The sequence below is a fragment of the Bacteroides sp. RTP21281st1_H5_RTP21281_210402 genome (assembly GCF_040918965.1).
Taxonomy (GTDB): Bacteria; Bacteroidota; Bacteroidia; order Bacteroidales; family Bacteroidaceae; genus Bacteroides; species Bacteroides congonensis.
The window spans coordinates 174,705-192,310 of sequence record NZ_JBCOWR010000011.1; the positions used below are offsets into that span (position 1 = coordinate 174,705).

The window sequence follows — 17,606 nt, forward strand, 5'->3', positions numbered from 1 at the left end:
TTATTACTTTTGTGCTCAAATTACGTATTAATGGACAGTATCTCACTCATCAGGACTCCGATTGAAGCGGAACTGGCGGACTTCAAAAATCTTTTTGATAGTTCTCTTTCCAGTTCGAATGCATTGCTCGACAGCGTCGTATCCCATATACGACAGAGGAATGGTAAGATGATGCGTCCTATTCTCGTCCTGTTGGTGGCGCGCCTTTACGGTGCTGTCCGCCCTTCCACGCTTCATGCCGCCGTTTCCCTGGAGTTGCTTCACACAGCCAGCCTAGTACACGATGATGTAGTGGACGAAAGTACCGAACGTCGCGGACAACTTTCGGTGAATGCCATCTTTAATAATAAGGTAGCCGTACTGACAGGCGACTACTTGTTGGCTACAAGCCTTGTTCATGCCGAACAGACCCACAGCCATCCTATTATCCAGTTAGTATCTTCATTGGGACAGGATCTTGCCGACGGCGAATTGCTCCAGCTCTCCAATGTAAGCAATCATAGCTTCTCCGAATCAGTTTATTTCGATGTCATCCGTAAGAAAACCGCCGCCCTTTTTGCAGCCTGCACAAAAGCCGCCGCTTTCTCGGTGGGGGTAGGTGAGGAAGAAGCTGAATTTGCCCGTTTGTTGGGCGAATATATCGGAATCTGCTTTCAGATAAAGGACGATATATTCGATTACTTCGACAGCAAAGAAATCGGCAAACCGACCGGCAACGATATGCTCGAAGGCAAACTGACATTGCCCGCCCTGTATGTGCTGAACTCAACGAAAGACAGCGCTATGCTGGAGATTGCCATCCGTGTGAAGGAAGGCACGGCCACCCCTGACGAAATAGCCCGTTTAATCGGGTTTATCAAAGAAAATGGCGGTATTGAATATGCAGTCCATACGATGAACCTTTATAAGCAGAAAGCCTTTGGCCTGCTGGCTTCCCTGCCGGATTCAAATGTCTGCGCGGCTCTCCGTGCCTATTTGGACTACGTGGTAGACCGCGAAAAGTAATTACTTCCTGTATTTGTCTAGCAGAGAATAACAAGTCAGCGCTCTGTCCCAATCTTCTATTCTTCCTGATTTCATGGCCCGGCCGAGCAGGTAGCTTTTGTCTATCTCTTCCGGAGTGCGAAGATTTTCCGCACACAATGCGCTTGCCTGTTCGATGTATTTCCAAGCCTCTTCTTTGGTAATGTACCCACTGCCCAAAGCTGCGCGGACTAATCCGACCAGCAGTCCCATATCCCATCCGACGACCCCTCTTTCCAAGTCATTAATCCATATGATCGGATCCCTTCTTTCTTCTGTATACTTCACGAAATTGTATAGATTCTTTCCCTGCTGAACGAAGCGCTCCACTCCGAAGAAACGTTTTTGAATGATTTCCTCGAACTCGCAGAAGTTGCTTGTCGATAGGAGATAGGGGAGCATGATTTGATAGGAAACTCTGTCTCCTTCGTTAGTAAGGAACTGGAATAATCCGGTGACGGACTCGGTATCCGTGCAGTGAAAGTCTTCCGATAGAAATCTTGATAACTTTTGCGGATGTACGCCGGTATCCATGGAATTGATATAGAAACCATTCAGTGTGGCTTCCATATAACCTATACGCAACCCCTTTTTTCTCTCATTTCCAAGAAAGAAATTCAGAGGATTGGGATTGAATCGTACGGTTCTTATATGTGTTTCCATCCTTAGTACTTCCATTAAAATTTGCGAAAAGCGTGGGAACTGTTGCCATGTATTTTCCTGAGGCTTCGGCAAGCCGTTATGAAATACAAGCAACAGTCCCACGCTCCGTTCGAATATATAACAAAAGTATATACATGAAGGTGCGTGAGACCCGTTTGCTTATTACCGTTCATAACTTTGAAATTTGCCGAATTTCAGGAATATGGTAATAAATGAAACGTTCTCTAATATAACTAATTAGCTATATTTTCTCTGCTAATTCACTTACAAAGATAAGGAATTTTCCCGATAGCCTGGTAACTATCTTTAGTTTTTCTTAAATAAAAAATACCGCGTCGGCTTCCGTATAGACGGGAGCCGGCGCGGTGAGGCATATTTGAATTGCTAATGTAGCCTTTGACTTTCCTAGAAGAACTTGACCTCTTCGCCTTTAATATCCGAGAGCAATAAATTCGCTAAACGACTTGTTCCCAGGCGGAACAGTTGGTTATCCAGCCATTCTTCGCCCAGCAACTCCTTGACGATAGTGTAATAGATAATCGCATCGTTCACCGTGTTGATTCCACCTGCCGGTTTGAAACCGACTTTGATGCCTGTCTTCTGATAATACTCCCTGATAGCTTCGCACATCACGTAGGCGGCTTCGGGGGTGGCGGCAGGCTGTTGCTTTCCTGTAGATGTCTTGATGAAATCCGCACCTGAATACATGGATAGGATAGAGGCTTTCTTGATGTTGGAAGCGCTCTTCAAAGCACCTGTTTCGAGGATTACTTTGAGGTGACGTTCCTTGCATACTTCCTTCAATTCCTGTATTTCCTCGCACATTCCTGCGTAGTCGCCACTCAGGAATTTGCCGACAGAAATGACAATATCTATCTCGTCCGCACCGTCTGCAATAGCCAGTGCAGTCTCTGCCACTTTCACCTCGATAAAAGTCTGTGAGGAAGGAAACCCGCCGGATACACAAGCGATATTGACGCCATCCACTTCCAACGTATTCTTCACGATAGCGGCAAAATTAGGATATACACAGATGGCAGCCACGTTCTTCAAGTCGGGATATTCGTCGTCGAACTTATTGACCTTTTCCGTGAAATGCATCACGCTTTCATCGCTGTCCGTACTGTTCAGAGTAGTCAGGTCGATGCAGTTGAACAGGAATTTCTTCACATCTTCCGTATCATTTTCCGGTACTTTTTTCTCGATTAGTTCAGCTACGCGAGCCTGAATATCCGCATCGTTCAGATGTGTATTATACTTTGCCAATGCGGCATCATACTTGTTGGGCAGTGAGTTATTCTCTTCCATGCTCTTTCAGTTTTGGGTTATTGATATGTCTTTGATTATCTCGTTTCGTTTTCTTGTCCATGCTCTTCTGAAGGGCGGTGGTGAGGTCTACACCCGTCTGGTTGGCGATGCAGAGAAGTACCCAGAGTACGTCTGCTATCTCCTCGTCGAGATTGTCTTTCTCTCCCTCTTTGAAGGACTGGTCGCCGTATTTGCGAGCCATCACGCGTGCCAGTTCGCCTACTTCTTCCGTCAGAACCGCCATATTTGTCAGTTCGCTGAAGTAGCGGACACCGTATGTCTTGACCCATTGGTCTACCTGTTTTTGAGCTTCTTCTAATGTCATTTTTTACTCCTTGTTTTTTGTATCCATGCATATAGTAACAGGGCCGTCGTTTAAAAGTTCGACCTTCATGTCTGCCCCAAAGATGCCCGTGCCTATTTCTTTTCCTAATGCACTGCTCAAGTCCTTGCAGAATCGCTCGTAGAGTGGGATAGAAACTTCCGGCTTGGCAGCCTTGATATAAGAAGGGCGGTTTCCTTTCTTCGTAGAAGCGTGTAACGTAAACTGGCTGATGACCAGAATTTCGCCCCCGTCCTCTAAAATAGACTTGTTCATCACCCCGTTTTCATCGTCGAAAATACGTAGATTTACTATCTTTTTGCAGAGCCAGTCGATGTCTTCCTGTCCGTCTGTTTCCTCGATGCCGACCAATATCAGCATCCCTTTTCCGATGGCGGACTTGCAGTTTCCTTCAATGGTCACTGACGCATGACTTACCCGTTGTATAACTGTTCGCATTGCTATTTATCCTATTTCATGATTATGAAAGGCAAATTTACAAAATTCGAAAGAGAAAACGATGGGTTGAGAGGAAAATATTATAGAGTTGTACAGAAAGCTTTAATGATTTGGTTTAGGCACGGATTACGCTGTTGTTTTATACAATCATATTTTCAAAATCCGTGTAATCCGTGCAATCCGTGCCTAAAAATGATAGAAATACAACCGGCTCTATTCTGCCAATTTCTTATCGAACTGACGTTATTTGTTGTCGGCCTGTTCATCGTTCAATCCCGCCTTTACAGTCTTTGCCTTCGCTTCCCCGACGATAGCGCTAATCTCCTCTAAAGAGGCTTCTTTGATTCGTTTTACGCTCTTAAACTCCTTCAAAAGGGCAGTCTTGGTCTTTTCACCGATTCCCTTGATATTATCCAGCGCAGACGCCACCTGTCGTTTGCTCCGTTTATCGCGGTGAAAACTGATAGCGAAGCGATGCACCTCATCCTGAATCTGCGTCAGCAAGCGGAACAGCGAACTATGCTGCTTGATACCGATAGTCTGCGGTGGAAAACCGAAAAGCAGTTCCGATGTGCGGTGACGGTTGTTCTTAGCCAACCCCGCAATAGGAATATTAAGATTCAATTCATCCTCAATAACCTCCCTGACGACCTCCATTTGCCCTTTTCCACCGTCAGTAATAATCAGGTCGGGTAGTGGAGAACTCTCCTCGATAGCGCGCTGATAACGCCTTCTTACGATCTCTTTCATCGACGCGTAATCATCCGGCCCTACAACCGTCTTTATATTGTATTTCCGATAATCTTTCTTCGATGGCTTGGCCTTTTTGAATACGACACAGGCGGCCACGGCATCAGACCCCTGTATATTCGAGTTGTCGAAACATTCAATCTGCAAAGGCGGCCTTTCCAAATGCAACTCCTGCTGTATCTCCTTCATCAAACGCATACTTCTCTGCTCAGGATTCAGCTTCTCCGCCTGCTTCAGCCGGTCAGCCTTATATTGCTTCACATTCAAGATAGAAAGATCCAGCAACTTCTTCTTGTCTCCCCTCTGCGGAACGGTGAAAACGACATTATTCAACTCCAAATCGAGCTCGAAAGGAACGATAATCTCCTTCGACATACTTTTATAACGCTCCCGCATCTCAATAATGCCAAGCGTCAAAAGCTCCTCTTTCGACTCATTCAGCTTCTTCTTGTACTCGAAAGTGAATGCCTGATTGATAGCCCCGTTCGTAATATGAAGATAATTGATAAAAGCCGAATTAGTTTCATCTTCTTCAATAGAGAATACATCAATATTATGCAGGATAGAACTTACCACCTCAGACTTCGAACGGTAATTCTCTATCAGCAGATACTTTTCCTTTACCTTCTGCGCTTCTTCAAACTTCATCTCAGCCGCCAATGCCTGCATTTTCTCCAACAGCATCCGGCCGACCTCCTGTGTATTCCCTTTCAGAATCTCCTTGATTTCATCGATATTTTTAAGATAATCTTCCTGTGATTGCAGTCCGACGCAGGGCCCTGCACAGTTTTTGATATGATATTCCAGGCACACATTGAACTTCCCGGCACGTATATTCTCCGGTGTCAGGTTCAAATGGCAGGTACGCAACGGGTACAAATGCTTAATCAAATCCAACAGCGCATACATTGACGGAATATGACTATACGGCCCGTAATAAGAAGAACCGTTCCTGATAATCTTCCTGGTTCTGAAAATCCGCGGAAAGTACTCATTCTGCACACAGATGGAAGGGTACGTCTTGTCGTCCTTCAGCATTACATTGTAACGCGGCTTATACTTCTTAATCAGATTATTCTCCAGCAGCAAAGCATCCTCTTCCGTATTGACCACGATATAGCGGATATCGGCAATCTTGCTGACGAGCACCCGGGTCTTTCCCGGTTCATGCTCCTTGCTGAAATAGGAATAGACCCTTTTCTTTAAATTTTTCGCCTTTCCAACGTATATAATTGTCCCTTCCGTATTCAGGTATTGATAGATACCCGGCTTATCGGGAAGGTTGGCTACGATTCCTTTCAAATATTCATTGGTTTTACTTTCCGGTTCTGTATTCATAATCGTTAGGGATGAGAGACCACTAAATGAGAAACTATTAAATGAGAAACTGCTAAAATGAAAAAGGCGTAGTTCAACTACGCCCTGCAAATATAATCAAATCCTTTATAAAGACAATACGGATTCTACTTCTACGTCATCTCCGAATACAGATTTCCCATTCAGGTCTTTCAATTCAATGATGAAGTTTACATATACTTTCTTTGGTTTTAGCTTTTTCACCAGTGCACAGGCTGCTTTCATTGTTCCGCCTGTTGCCAGTAAGTCATCGTGCAGCAGCACTACGTCGTTTTCATCCAACGCATCTTTGTGGATTTGCACGGTGTCTTTTCCGTATTCCTTGTCGTAGCTTTCTTCAAGCGTTTCTGCCGGAAGTTTGCCGGGCTTGCGGATAGGGATGAATCCTGCGTTCAAACGGGTAGCCAGGATAGGTCCCATAATGAAACCTCTAGATTCTATACCTACCACTTTTGTGATGCCTTTCTCCTTGTACATTTCATACATGACATTTGATAATTCCTGCAGGCACCACGGGTCTTTGAATAAAGTGGTAACATCATAGAATAGGATTCCGGGAATTGGGAAATCCGGTATTTCCCGAATGCTTTTAATTAGCGTTTCTTTGCTCATAATCATTGAATTATATCGTTTCTTTAAATGCTTTGTTTCACGTGAAACGTTGCCGTTTATCGTCCGGAAAGTACCAGTAATACGTTGATGTCGCTTGGTGATACTCCCGGAATCCTGCTTGCCTGGGCAATCGTTTCCGGATCTATCTTTATTAGTTTCTGACGGGCTTCCGTCGATAATGATTGAATGGAAGCATAATCAAATTTGCCTTTGATTTTAATGCTTTCCAGTCTCGCCAGTTTTTCCGCTATCATTCGTTCCCTGTCAATATATCCTTGATATTTGATCAGGATTTCGGCAGCTTCGAGAATCTCTTCTTTACGGTCTTGATTAGCACTGGTTGCTTTATCCAGTTCCCGCTGAAATGCCGGAACGTATTCCGCTATGTTTCCGATTGTCACCTGCGGACGGTTCAGTATTTCTATCAGTTTGCATCCCTGGCGTAGGGGAGTTGTTCCTATCTTTTCGAGCGCGTCGTTAATTAATGCCGGTTTCATCGAGTAGTTGTGTGCGAAAGATACAATCTGGTCTACCGCCTCTTTCTTGCTCTTCATTAATTGATAACGTTCTTCCGTTGCCAGTCCGAGTTTGTAAGCCCGTTCGGTCAGGCGCATATCGGCGTCATCCATACGGAGCAGGATACGATATTCTGCACGTGAGGTAAACATCCGGTAAGGCTCGTCCACACCTTTAGTCACTAAATCGTCGATCAATACGCCGATATATGCTTCATCGCGTGCCAGTGTGAAAGGCTCTCCGCCGTGGCAATTGATGTGCGCATTGATTCCGGCTACCAATCCTTGTCCACCTGCTTCCTCGTATCCGGTAGTACCGTTTACTTGTCCGGCAAAGAACAGGTTGCCGATAATCTTCGATTCCAACGTATGCTTTAACTGCGTCGGGTCGAAATAATCGTATTCGATTGCATATCCCGGACGATAGATCACCAAATCCTTGAAAGCGGGAACTTTCTTTAATGCGGCAATTTGTATGTCCATCGGAAGCGAAGAAGAGAATCCGTTAAGATACAACTCTTGTGTGGTTTCTCCTTCCGGTTCGAGGAACAATTGATGCTGTGTCTTATCGGGGAAAGTTACAATCTTCGTTTCAATGCTTGGGCAATAACGTGGCCCGATACTTTGAATCTGTCCGTTGAATAGGGGAGAATCCGGCAGTCCGTCACGTAGAATCTGATGTACCTCTTCATTAGTATAGCAAGTCCAGCATTGCAGTTGCTTCAGGTGGCGTACGCTCGTATTCATAAAAGAGAACTTATGAAAGTCACATTCACCGTCCTGTGTTTCCATCAGGTCAAAATGAACGCTGCGCGCGTCGATTCGTACCGGGGTTCCGGTTTTCATCCTTCCGTAAGTGATGCCGTGGCGGGCGATGGATTCGGTTAATTTGTAAGAAGCCGGTTCGGCCATTCTTCCGCCCGGTAACTGGTGGCGTCCTACGTGCATCAGTCCGTTGAGGAAAGTTCCTGCGGTGAGTACGATGCATTTTGCTGTAAGAGTAACACCCCACACAGTGACCACTCCGGTCACTGCACCGTTTTCAACAAGAAGTTCGCATACGGTATCTTGCCAGATATGAAGGTTGGGCGTATTCTCCAGTTTCTCCCGCCACGACCAGATAAACTTGGCACGGTCGCATTGGGCGCGGGGACTCCACATGGCGGGGCCTTTCGAACGGTTCAGTATCCGGAACTGGATAGCTGTCTCGTCTGTTACCAATCCCATCTGTCCTCCCAACGCATCTATTTCACGTACTATTTGTCCTTTGGCAATTCCACCTACGGCAGGGTTGCAGCTCATCTGCCCGATCTTGTTCATGTCCATCGTAATGAGACAAGTCTTCGAACCTAAATTTGCAGCAGCGGCTGCCGCTTCGCAACCAGCATGTCCGGCACCAATTACAATTACATCGTACTTAAAATCCATTCTATCTTATTTATTATCAAACGGTGCAAAGTTACGGAAAAGTTGCGAGAAATATATCTCCATGCTCTTTTTGCTTCCGAAAATTCGGGGAAGCTGCCCGGCTTCGTTGAAAAAAACGCCGTAATTTGGGCTTAGAAATATACAGTTTGTTCGATATTGACGGCTCAACCGTGTTTTAGATGCTTCGATTCCTTTTCAAAATGTCTGTTTTCTGCCCAAGGATACTCGCTTATGCTTTCTTTTTGCTACTTCAAAATCGGTCGGAATACGGATAAAACTAGAACGAAAAGTGTTAAATTCACTCTTTGTCTTGACATAAATCAAAAAAACAGGCCAAAATTTGATTTTTTAGATTATAGCTCTTGTCATTTTCCGAAACAGCTATAACTTTGCAGCGTAGTTGTGAAACTACTAAGATTTTTAGGTATTAGGAAAAAGGTAATATACGAAAGGTATTAGTTTATAAAATTAAGGTATTAGATTTAGAGATTAGTTTTTAGGAAAAAGATTGTTTTGATTAGGTATTAGGAAAAAAGTAGTTTTCAGGTAATGAGTAAATGAAAGATGAAAGAAAGAAGAATCCCATTAGGGGGATTCTTTAAAGGTGGGGCGGAATGATTCGCTCTTTTTTTGTGCCATGTCAGGAGATGCACGGGTTCTCCTTTTTTGAGCAAGGGGCTTTTCTAAAAGAAAGAGTCCCGAAAAAACTTCCGGGACTTTTCCATGCAATGATGGTTCTTTCATTCAATGATGAAGACACTCCTTGTTATTTCAAGACTTCGCTCAGTTTCTTTTCAATTTCCTCACCTCTGAGGCTTTTCCCTATAATCATTCCATTCGGGTCTACTAACAGGGTGGCAGGAATAGCTCTTATGCCATAAACGGCAGCGCCTTCACACTTCCAGCCCTTTAAGTCGGACATTTGCGGCCATGTGATACCCAGATCTTTTATTCCCTTCAACCATGCTTCTTTCTTGCTGTCCAAAGAGATGCCGACAACTTCAAAACCTTTGGAAGCGAACTTTTCGTAAGCTGCTTTTACATGTGGCATTTCCCCGCGACAAGGACCGCACCATGAAGCCCAAAAGTCAATCAATACATATTTCCCTTTTCCTATGTAGTCGGATAAGGCAACCTCTTTGCCGTTCACATCTTTCAATTTGACATCTGTATATTTCTGTCCCACTTCTGCGCGTTTCATGGCAGTCTGGTGCTTGATAACAGCCTGAGTATATCCGTTTTCCTTCATGACAGGAGAGGCGGCTGCAAGAATTTTTGTAACCTCTTCGCTTGACAGGCTGCTTTCAAAGCGGCGGAGTAACTGTGCTCCGACAATATTGTTCAGGTTTTGGTTGATACATTCTTTTACTACTGCCGTTTGCCTGTTACTTACATCTTCCCAACTCTTTTCCAGTTCGAGCATTTTGTCCTTATCCTCTTCTTTTAATTCGGAAGCCTGTTTCCTTAATGCTTTGTATTCATTGTTGAATGCATTAATCTTCTCATTGCAAGCCTCAAGAATGTCATTTGAAGGCGTTCCTGTCGCTTTTCCCGAAGATTTATCCAGAGAGACATTGATCGTCCCGTCTTCAAGGATTAAAGTCGTTCTGGCTCTGCCCGCTGATACGGTGGCAAAACAAGCTTTTGGTTGTGTTCCTTTGAATGTAAAGGCGTTGTTACTGATAATTACGCTATCCATTGCGGCGGCTTCACCGCTTTCTGCGTCATTGAGATAGACTGTCTGCCCATCCATACCGGTAGCGCTACCTTTGATGGTATAGTTTACTTGTGCGGATGCTGCGAGTGACATGCATAATGCGCATGTCGTGATACTGATTCTGTTCATAATTCGAATATTAAAGTTTTATTGTATGTTCAAGTTATCTGTTCATTTCTTTCCGAGCGGGTCATATGGGCGGTTATCGACTTCCAATCCCCATTGCGGATTCTTTTCAATGATAGAGTTCGATTTCGGCAGCGTGTAATACTCATTATTCACCGGAGCCGAATAAGTCTTGCTTCCTATCTTATGTGTGATTGTAGTCTGACACCAGGGCTTTCCCGTATCATATACAAAACGTTTGATGTCAAAGGTACGCTGATAAGATGAAATAGGCAACTCCCGACGGCGTTCTTTTAGTATTTCATAAAGTAATTCATCTTCATTTAATGAACTGCCGTTCGGCAAGTCGGTATTATCACCGGAATAACGGTACTTGCGCAACAGGTTCAGGTCTTTCAATGCATTTGTCTTGTCGGAAGTGCGGGCTTCCGCTTCTGCTTTCATTAAAAGAAGCTGAGGATATGTGATGCCTTGATTGGTCAGCATTTTGGAACTGCGGCAATAAGTCCTTTTTATGCCGTCCTCATATTTTATGCCGCCTACGGTCGTCGAATATCCTAATATTCTCAAGGCAAATAACTGGTAACGCCTGTCGGTATCCGGGTCGAACAGGGCAAGGAAATCATCCGACGGGTAATAAGTGGATTGGCCATTGGTGGTGGCACATCCTGCAGGTGCTGTTCTGTAAAAAAGATTTTCCCTGTGTATACTTTGGTTGAACAGCAGGTCTTGTCCGAGTAAGTCGAGTGACAGTTCTTTGTCCGTTCCTTCTGCCGGCTCGGCATTGGGGTCATCCTCATAATAACATTGGTTGAAATCATAAATCATATTATCGACACTTCCTTTCAGTGCAAGAGAACGGCTCCATGCTTCCGACGCTTCTTTCAGCATATTGGGCCAGTCTCTCATATACATGAAATATTCTGCCCGCAAAGCATGCACGGCCGCCTTGTTGGCACGGCAGGGATTTACTACATTTTCGGGAGCGTCCAGCGCGTCATCCAAATCTTTCTTTACAAGCTGCATCAGTTCCGCTGTGGTAGCCAGGTCGGGATTGGGCACAGTAGGGTCGCCCGAAGTGCGGTAAGGAATTGTTTTGGTGCTGTTGTCCCCGTCAGGGTTATACATCGGGCCATAGCCCAGTCCGCCTACCATGTAAGACCATGCGCGTCCGGCTTTGGCCTGCGCGATAACCGCTTTGCCGTTTTCTGTTCCGGCGGCACCGTCCAGCCCTTCAATGCCCTCGATGACATTGTTGAATAATCCGACTGCCCGGTAGATTCCCCATTCCCACGTATATTGCGGCTTGATGGGACTCTCATAAGGCACATTGAAAGTATAGGCTGCATATACATCCTTATTGACATACGAGCTGATATATTTATATTTATCCTGATTCTCGCTTATGGATAAATTGTCCGCCAACATAGAGTAAAAAGAGGTATTGTTGTTATCCATGAAATGGTACTTGATGGTACTTTCATTATTTAACAAATTCTCAAATTCCTCTATCTCTGTCGGTATTAACTTGCCGATGGGCTTCACATCCAGAAAATCACTGCAAGATGTAAAGGCGATGGATATCAAAAATAAGTATTTTAGTTTCATGATCTATTCAATTAAAATGAGAATGACAAACCGATATAAAACTCAGGGCGTAAAGGCAATGAAGTGTATCCCTGGTCGTAAGTGGGGCCGGAGTATCCGGTTTCGTTCACTTCCGCGATTTCGGGGTCTATGTCAACGCCTTTGGCTGTTATCCTAAACAGATTGCGCATCTGGAAATAGACTCTTGCGTTATTCAGATGAATCTTGCTGATGAGCGAACGGTCAAACGTGTAAGCCAGCGTGACATCCCGTAATTTCATATAACTGGCATTTCCGACTAATATATCCAGATATGGGAAATCAAACAAATCCATATTCCAGCTTTTCAGTACCGGATAGATTGCCGTTGCCTCGTCTCCCGGCTTTTGCCATCTTTCGCCTACATGGCGGTTGGAATAGTTGGAACCGCTGAAGCAATCTTTGCGATATTTGTGACCTAATTTGGCAATCAACATAAACGATAAATCCCAGTTCCTGTAACTGAATCTATGAGTCATGGACATATCGAATTTGGGACGTAAGCTTCCCTGACAATAAACATCGTCTATCTCGGCGTCACCAATCAGTATTTTTTCTCCTTTTGAGTTATAAATCATGGTGGCTCCTTCTTCGTTCAAGCCTGCGAATTTATATCCCCAGATAGAATTGGCAGGGTATCCGGCAACAGTTACCGAGCCTGTGCTTGGTGTGTAACTGCTTGCGTAACTGCGTGTTACATTGTACTCTTTCACCTTGTTATGATTGTATGCGAAATTGTAATTGATATTCCATTTGAAATTGCGCGTGGCAATAGCATCAGCGTCCACGGTTATTTCTATACCGTTATTGACAATCCTGCCCACGTTCTTGGTCAGAGAAGCAAAGCCGGTAGTCGGGTCTATCGCGTCTTTTGCCAACAGATCGGAACTGTTCTTGGTGTAGTAATCAAAGCTGAAGTTCAACCGGCTGTTGAAGAAAGAGAAATCCAGCCCGATGTTGGTCGTTTTGGTCTTTTCCCATCTTAACTGGTTGTTGGGCGGAGAGGCTACCTTGTAGGATACGCCACCGGTCGTCTGGTTGTAACCCCCTGCTTCCAGGATTAAGAACGGGCCTTCATCCAAAGCGATATTACCGTTTATACCATAAGACGCGCGGATATTCAGCCTGTTGATCCACGGCACATTGAAGAATTCCTCATTGGCAAGCTTATAGGTTCCGCCGACAGACCAAAGCGGTTTATGGCGGTATTTAGGGTCTGTACCGAAGAAATTGGTCAAATCCATACGAATGCTGCCGCTTACGATAAACTTGTTATTGTACTCATAGGAGCCGTTGCCATACCAGGAAACGAAACGGTTGTCACGGTAGGTATATTCTCCGTTTGTGAACGTGTCATAGAGCGGCGGACTCCACGGAGAGCCGAACAGCATGTCCGAATAGTTCACATTCCCGACAAAATCCTTTAAATTCATCGGAATAAAGGAACCGGCCACTTCATTGTATCCCGCGCGGGTTGCCATGGTGTTATAATCGTATGTGGAACGGCGTACTTCATTGCCCGCAAGGAGTGTGACGCGGTGTTTGTCATTCAGGAATGAACGGTTGTAATTGATTTGGGTACGTACCGTCCAGTCTTCGCTTACATTTCTTTTTTCATTGATAATGGCACCGTCGGGCAGATAATGGTTTACGGTATTTGTCTTGGAAGTCGCGTCGTTGTAGGCGATGCGAACGGCATAAGAATCGGCCTGACGCAATTGCTTGTATTGGTAATTTCCCCTTTGCCATACCCCGCCGACTTCGATATTCAGTCCCTGCATGATGTCCAGACGCAGCTTGCCGCTGATTCTCGTGCTGAAGTTCGCGGTATTTATCGCATCTTTGTAAACATCCTCAATCGGATTATATGACCAGTCTTTCATGCCGGGCGTATTCTGGTAAGTTTTCACTTTATACTGGCTGATTCCCCATACGTTACACGGATTCCCGTTTTCGTCTACAATGGCGGTATAAGGCTGTAAGGCGGAGCCGCTGCTGTATCCGGTCAGACTTGAATAGGTCGTGTTCGGCTCATTGGTACGGTTGTACAAGATGTTTGCTCCCAAGTCTATGGTCAGGAATTTATAAGGTTTCCATTGGTTGTTGAAATCCAGTATCAGCCTGTCCTCATCGGTATTGATGAAACTGCCCCTCTTGTAATTATAATTGGCTGCTACGTTGTACATATAGTTGTCTCCGCCACCGGAAATGGAGACATTGTGCTGATGGCTTAGCTGGTTGCGGAACATATACTTCTCAATCTGTTTCAAACCGTCCACCCCGCGGAGCTGGTTTATTTCCGCCATGGCTTCGTCCTGTGTTATCTTATTGTTATGTGCCTGCATCAGCAGATAGCTGACTCTGCTCATGTTTCCTTCATCCAACGGGTCGTAACTATCCGGCGACTGGTTGAACAAGTCAATCTCGGCATCAATATAATCCGAGGAAGATGCCCTGTTCAGTTTGCTTAAATCAGGTTTCAGCGTAACGTTGAACGAACCTTTGTAGGAGACTACCGCTTTTCCTTTCCGACCGCGCTTCGTCGTGATGACGATAACCCCGTTGGCTGCCCGCGAGCCGTAGATGGAAGCCGCCACACCATCCTTGAGTACTGTGATGTTTTCAATATTGTCAGGGTTCAGGTCTTCCAGTTTTCCTTCGATAGGATAGCCGTCGACTACGAGCAACGGGGTTTTCTCGGCGTTGAAAGTGGAGACACCCCGGATTTCAATGTTTCCTTTCTTGTCTATCACGATGCCGGCAGCCTGTCCTTCCAGTAAAGATTTTAAGTCGGGCTGTAACTTGGTTTCCAGTTTGCTGGAAGAAATAAGCCCGAATGCTCCTGTCACCCTCTCTTTGGAAAGAGTCTGGTAACCGGTCACAACCACTTCGCTCAACGCGGAAGTGGCAGGCAATAATTTTACGTTTACGGCTTTGGTGGCAGGAGTGACCTTGATCATCTGGTCAGCCATGCCTACAAAGGTGAATGTCAGTACCTCGCCCGGTGTGGCTTTGATTGAAAAGTGTCCGTTTGCGTCCGTGATTGTACCGTTATTGCTTCTGGGGACAAAGACGCTTACACCTACCAGTCCGTCTCCGTTTTCATCTGTAACAGTGCCCGAAATGTTTATAGGAGCGTGTTTTTTGTCGCTGAGTGCCGTTTCCTTTTCAGGATAAAGGAGAATAAGGTTCCTTTTAATCTCGTAACGCAGCGAAGTCTGTTTGCAGAAATCCTGAAGGACTTCGGATAACGAAGCGTTTTGATAACTCAACGTCACTGTCTGTCCCGGATGAATGGTCGTTTCTTCGTACACAAAATGCAAATTTGTCTCCCTTTGCAATTGGTCTAACACTACCCTGACCAGAGTGTTTTGAACATTTATGCTTATCTTCTTGTCGGCCTGGGCAAACGCTTGTGTGCCAACTGTTAAAGAGAAGAGCATAAAAGTTATAAAACATCTAATCATTAAATTCTTACGAAGAAAAATTTCGTTTAAAACTTTTTTTCCCATAACTTTGTTTTGATTAAATGATTGAAATTTCCTGTTTCACAGGATTTTGATTGTTGTGTTATAGCGGGAAGGCTCCACCCTTTCCGCTATTTGTTATATATATCTTATTGTTTTCCCTGATGAATTTCACGTTTGACACTTTCTCGATTACTTCGATGGCGAAACTGAGTTCGTTATTGCGGAATATGACTCCGGCAAAACGCTTGTGCTTTAGCTTTTCATCATTGAAGCATATGTCTACGTTATACCAACGTGAAAGTTGTGCGGCGATGTCACCGAGTTCTGTTTTGCGGAACTCATACATTCCCTGCGACCACGATGTAAAGAGTCTTGCATCCACATTTTCTACTTTGATATCTCCTGTTCCGTGCATTGCCGCTTGTTGGTTCGGGAGCAAGGTGACCGAGCGCTCATGGTTATATATCTTTACTTTTCCTTCCGCCAGTGTCGTGTATATTCTATTTTCCGGATATGCTGAGACATTGAACTTGGTGCCCAGTACTTCTACTTTGTTGCCGGCCATGCTGACTATGAAAGGACGCTTGCTATCTTTGGAAACTTCAAAATAGGCTTCACCTGTCAAAGCAACTTCACGTTTGTTCGCGAAACTGACCGGATAGTGCAGGCTGCTTTCAGAATTTAGCCACACTTTTGTCCCGTCTGCCAGAACAAGCAGGTACTCGCCACCACGGGGAACGGTCAGCGTATTGTATTTGAGAGTCTTGGGCGTCTCCTTTTTCGTGTCTTGATAAACAAGCGCCTCATTGGGCTTGCTGACGGCAATTGTACCTTCCGTACTCTCTATATTTCCTTCTTTTGTACCTAAATCTATTTCTTTCCCGTCATCCAGGGTTAAAGTGGCTTTTTTACTGCCCATTTCCGGAAAAGAATCCGTTGCGGCGGAAAGTTCTGTTTCCTTATGAGGGAAATTATGAGATAAGGAAGTGTAAGCCAGTGTGAAAATGAGCAGGAAAGATGCTGCGACAGCAACAGATGTATATGTCACGCGACGTATTTGTCTCCGGCTTTTCTTTTTCTGAAGGCGTTTCCATGCTTGTGCAGCGTCATACTGTTCGATGAAGTCAAGGCAGCGTCTGATTCTATGATGTTCAAACCATGTCTTTGCCGCCTTCTTGTGTTCATTCAAATTATTGAACTGCGTGCGAAGGTTTTTCATTTCTTTGCTCATTTTATCAATCCTTTATAATAAGGAGTATAAAAGTTGCAAAATGGGTGACATAAGAAACGAAAAATATAAAATTAATTATTTTATAGCCATAAAAGTATTAGGTTGTTATCTTTGCGCAAGCGCTTCAGTGCACGTGACAGATGGGTTTTCAGGGTATTCACGGATATATTCAGTTCTTCTGCCGCTTCTTTGTACTTTTTGTTTTCGAGAATCACCGCTTGCACGGCAGAGAGTTCCTGCTTGGGCAGCTTTTCTAGTTCTTCCATGATTTTCCTCTCTTTTTCTCTCAGTTCTTCTTCGTCGGTGATAGATTCGGTGATATCTATTTCCGTATCGAAAAGTTCTTCCATCGAGACGAGGTTGTTCTTCCTTAATAATAAGTAAGAGTTGTTCCGTATGGCATAAAACAGGTAACTGCGTAACTTGACAGCAATATTCTGATATGTTTTTTTCTCCCAAAAAGAGATAAAGAAGTCCTGCACGATGTCTTCAGCCATGCTGAAAGAGTCTGTCAATTGCACGGCATAAAGACAAAGAGGCATATAATACGTATCAAACATCAATTTGAACGCACTTTGAGGATTGGTGCGAAACAGTTCCAATATGAGCTTGTCTTTTTCGTCGTAATATTTTTGTTTCTCTTGAAATCTGTGCATTACTTACTGCTTTTGGTTTTGCAAAGAAACGAAAAAAAAGCTTTCTAGGAACATTTTGATAATTATTAATAGTAGATATCGATAACTCGGTGAACAGATAATTTCATACTCATCAACATACCTTAATAATGATGCGTGTTAATGATTTGAGTCATTACCCTCTTTTGCTTTCCATTCCATCAATAGTTCGTCTGCTAGATATTCATCGCTTAAGCAGTGCATGTCACCTATTCCTTCACTTACCAGACGATAAGTATCCGAATCATAAAAGAATCCAAGTGCGTCTTCATATGGCAAGTGGAGAAAGTCGGCAAACAACCGGACTATTCGGGCATATTTCATTT

At 44.4% G+C, this 17,606-nt stretch carries 14 protein-coding genes; 1 reads left to right on the plus strand and 13 read right to left on the minus strand.

All coding sequences use genetic code 11. The annotated features are described in order from the left end of the window. Positions 1 to 30 precede the first annotated feature (30 nt). The gene (locus AB5443_RS16685; protein ID WP_277131812.1) at positions 31 to 1,005 is read left to right on the plus strand and encodes a polyprenyl synthetase family protein; all 975 of its coding nucleotides are present in this window, start codon (positions 31 to 33) and stop codon (positions 1,003 to 1,005) included. Here AB5443_RS16685 and AB5443_RS16690 read toward each other — a convergent pair whose 3' ends face one another. The 13 genes from AB5443_RS16690 to AB5443_RS16750 form a co-directional block, all read right to left on the minus strand. Continuing rightward, positions 1,006 to 1,686, minus strand: a complete 681-nt coding sequence (locus AB5443_RS16690; protein ID WP_022138035.1) for a DUF1266 domain-containing protein — start codon at positions 1,684 to 1,686, stop codon at positions 1,006 to 1,008. A 405-nt stretch (positions 1,687 to 2,091) separates the two neighbouring features. Further along, positions 2,092 to 2,994: a deoxyribose-phosphate aldolase gene (gene deoC / locus AB5443_RS16695; RefSeq protein ID WP_022138036.1), complete on the minus strand. Its 903-nt coding sequence runs from the start codon at positions 2,992 to 2,994 to the stop codon at positions 2,092 to 2,094. Continuing rightward, complete coding sequence (locus AB5443_RS16700) at positions 2,981 to 3,319, minus strand: nucleotide pyrophosphohydrolase (RefSeq protein WP_022138037.1); 339 nt, start codon at positions 3,317 to 3,319, stop codon at positions 2,981 to 2,983. Before AB5443_RS16700 ends, deoC begins: the two co-directional genes overlap by 14 nt. Positions 3,320 to 3,322: 3 nt before the next feature. Beyond that, positions 3,323 to 3,775 (minus strand): D-aminoacyl-tRNA deacylase, encoded by a 453-nt coding sequence (gene dtd, locus AB5443_RS16705; protein ID WP_195661994.1) that lies wholly within the window; start codon positions 3,773 to 3,775, stop codon positions 3,323 to 3,325. Positions 3,776 to 4,018: 243 nt separating this feature from the next. Further along, positions 4,019 to 5,863 (minus strand): excinuclease ABC subunit UvrC, encoded by a 1,845-nt coding sequence (gene uvrC, locus AB5443_RS16710; RefSeq protein WP_368113734.1) that lies wholly within the window; start codon positions 5,861 to 5,863, stop codon positions 4,019 to 4,021. Between the two features lie 105 nt (positions 5,864 to 5,968). After that, positions 5,969 to 6,499, minus strand: coding sequence for an adenine phosphoribosyltransferase (locus tag AB5443_RS16715; protein WP_022138040.1), 531 nt, complete (start codon positions 6,497 to 6,499; stop codon positions 5,969 to 5,971). A 50-nt stretch (positions 6,500 to 6,549) separates the two neighbouring features. Beyond that, positions 6,550 to 8,436, minus strand: a complete 1,887-nt coding sequence (gene mnmG / locus AB5443_RS16720; protein ID WP_195661991.1) for a tRNA uridine-5-carboxymethylaminomethyl(34) synthesis enzyme MnmG — start codon at positions 8,434 to 8,436, stop codon at positions 6,550 to 6,552. Positions 8,437 to 9,202: 766 nt separating this feature from the next. Further along, the gene (locus tag AB5443_RS16725) at positions 9,203 to 10,282 is read right to left on the minus strand and encodes a TlpA disulfide reductase family protein (protein ID WP_022138042.1); all 1,080 of its coding nucleotides are present in this window, start codon (positions 10,280 to 10,282) and stop codon (positions 9,203 to 9,205) included. A gap of 42 nt (positions 10,283 to 10,324) precedes the next feature. Further along, positions 10,325 to 11,887, minus strand: coding sequence for a RagB/SusD family nutrient uptake outer membrane protein (locus AB5443_RS16730; RefSeq protein WP_022138043.1), 1,563 nt, complete (start codon positions 11,885 to 11,887; stop codon positions 10,325 to 10,327). 11 nt (positions 11,888 to 11,898) lie between these two features. Further along, on the minus strand, positions 11,899 to 15,219 hold the full coding sequence (locus tag AB5443_RS16735) for a SusC/RagA family TonB-linked outer membrane protein (protein WP_368113736.1): 3,321 nt from the start codon (positions 15,217 to 15,219) through the stop codon (positions 11,899 to 11,901). A 256-nt stretch (positions 15,220 to 15,475) separates the two neighbouring features. Next, positions 15,476 to 16,606 (minus strand): FecR family protein, encoded by a 1,131-nt coding sequence (locus AB5443_RS16740; RefSeq protein WP_368113738.1) that lies wholly within the window; start codon positions 16,604 to 16,606, stop codon positions 15,476 to 15,478. A gap of 80 nt (positions 16,607 to 16,686) precedes the next feature. Then, positions 16,687 to 17,262, minus strand: a complete 576-nt coding sequence (locus AB5443_RS16745) for an RNA polymerase sigma factor (RefSeq protein WP_368113740.1) — start codon at positions 17,260 to 17,262, stop codon at positions 16,687 to 16,689. A 138-nt stretch (positions 17,263 to 17,400) separates the two neighbouring features. After that, entirely contained in the window at positions 17,401 to 17,604 is a 204-nt protein-coding gene (locus AB5443_RS16750; RefSeq protein WP_229088124.1) for a DUF3791 domain-containing protein, read from the minus strand. Positions 17,605 to 17,606: the final 2 nt, after the last annotated feature.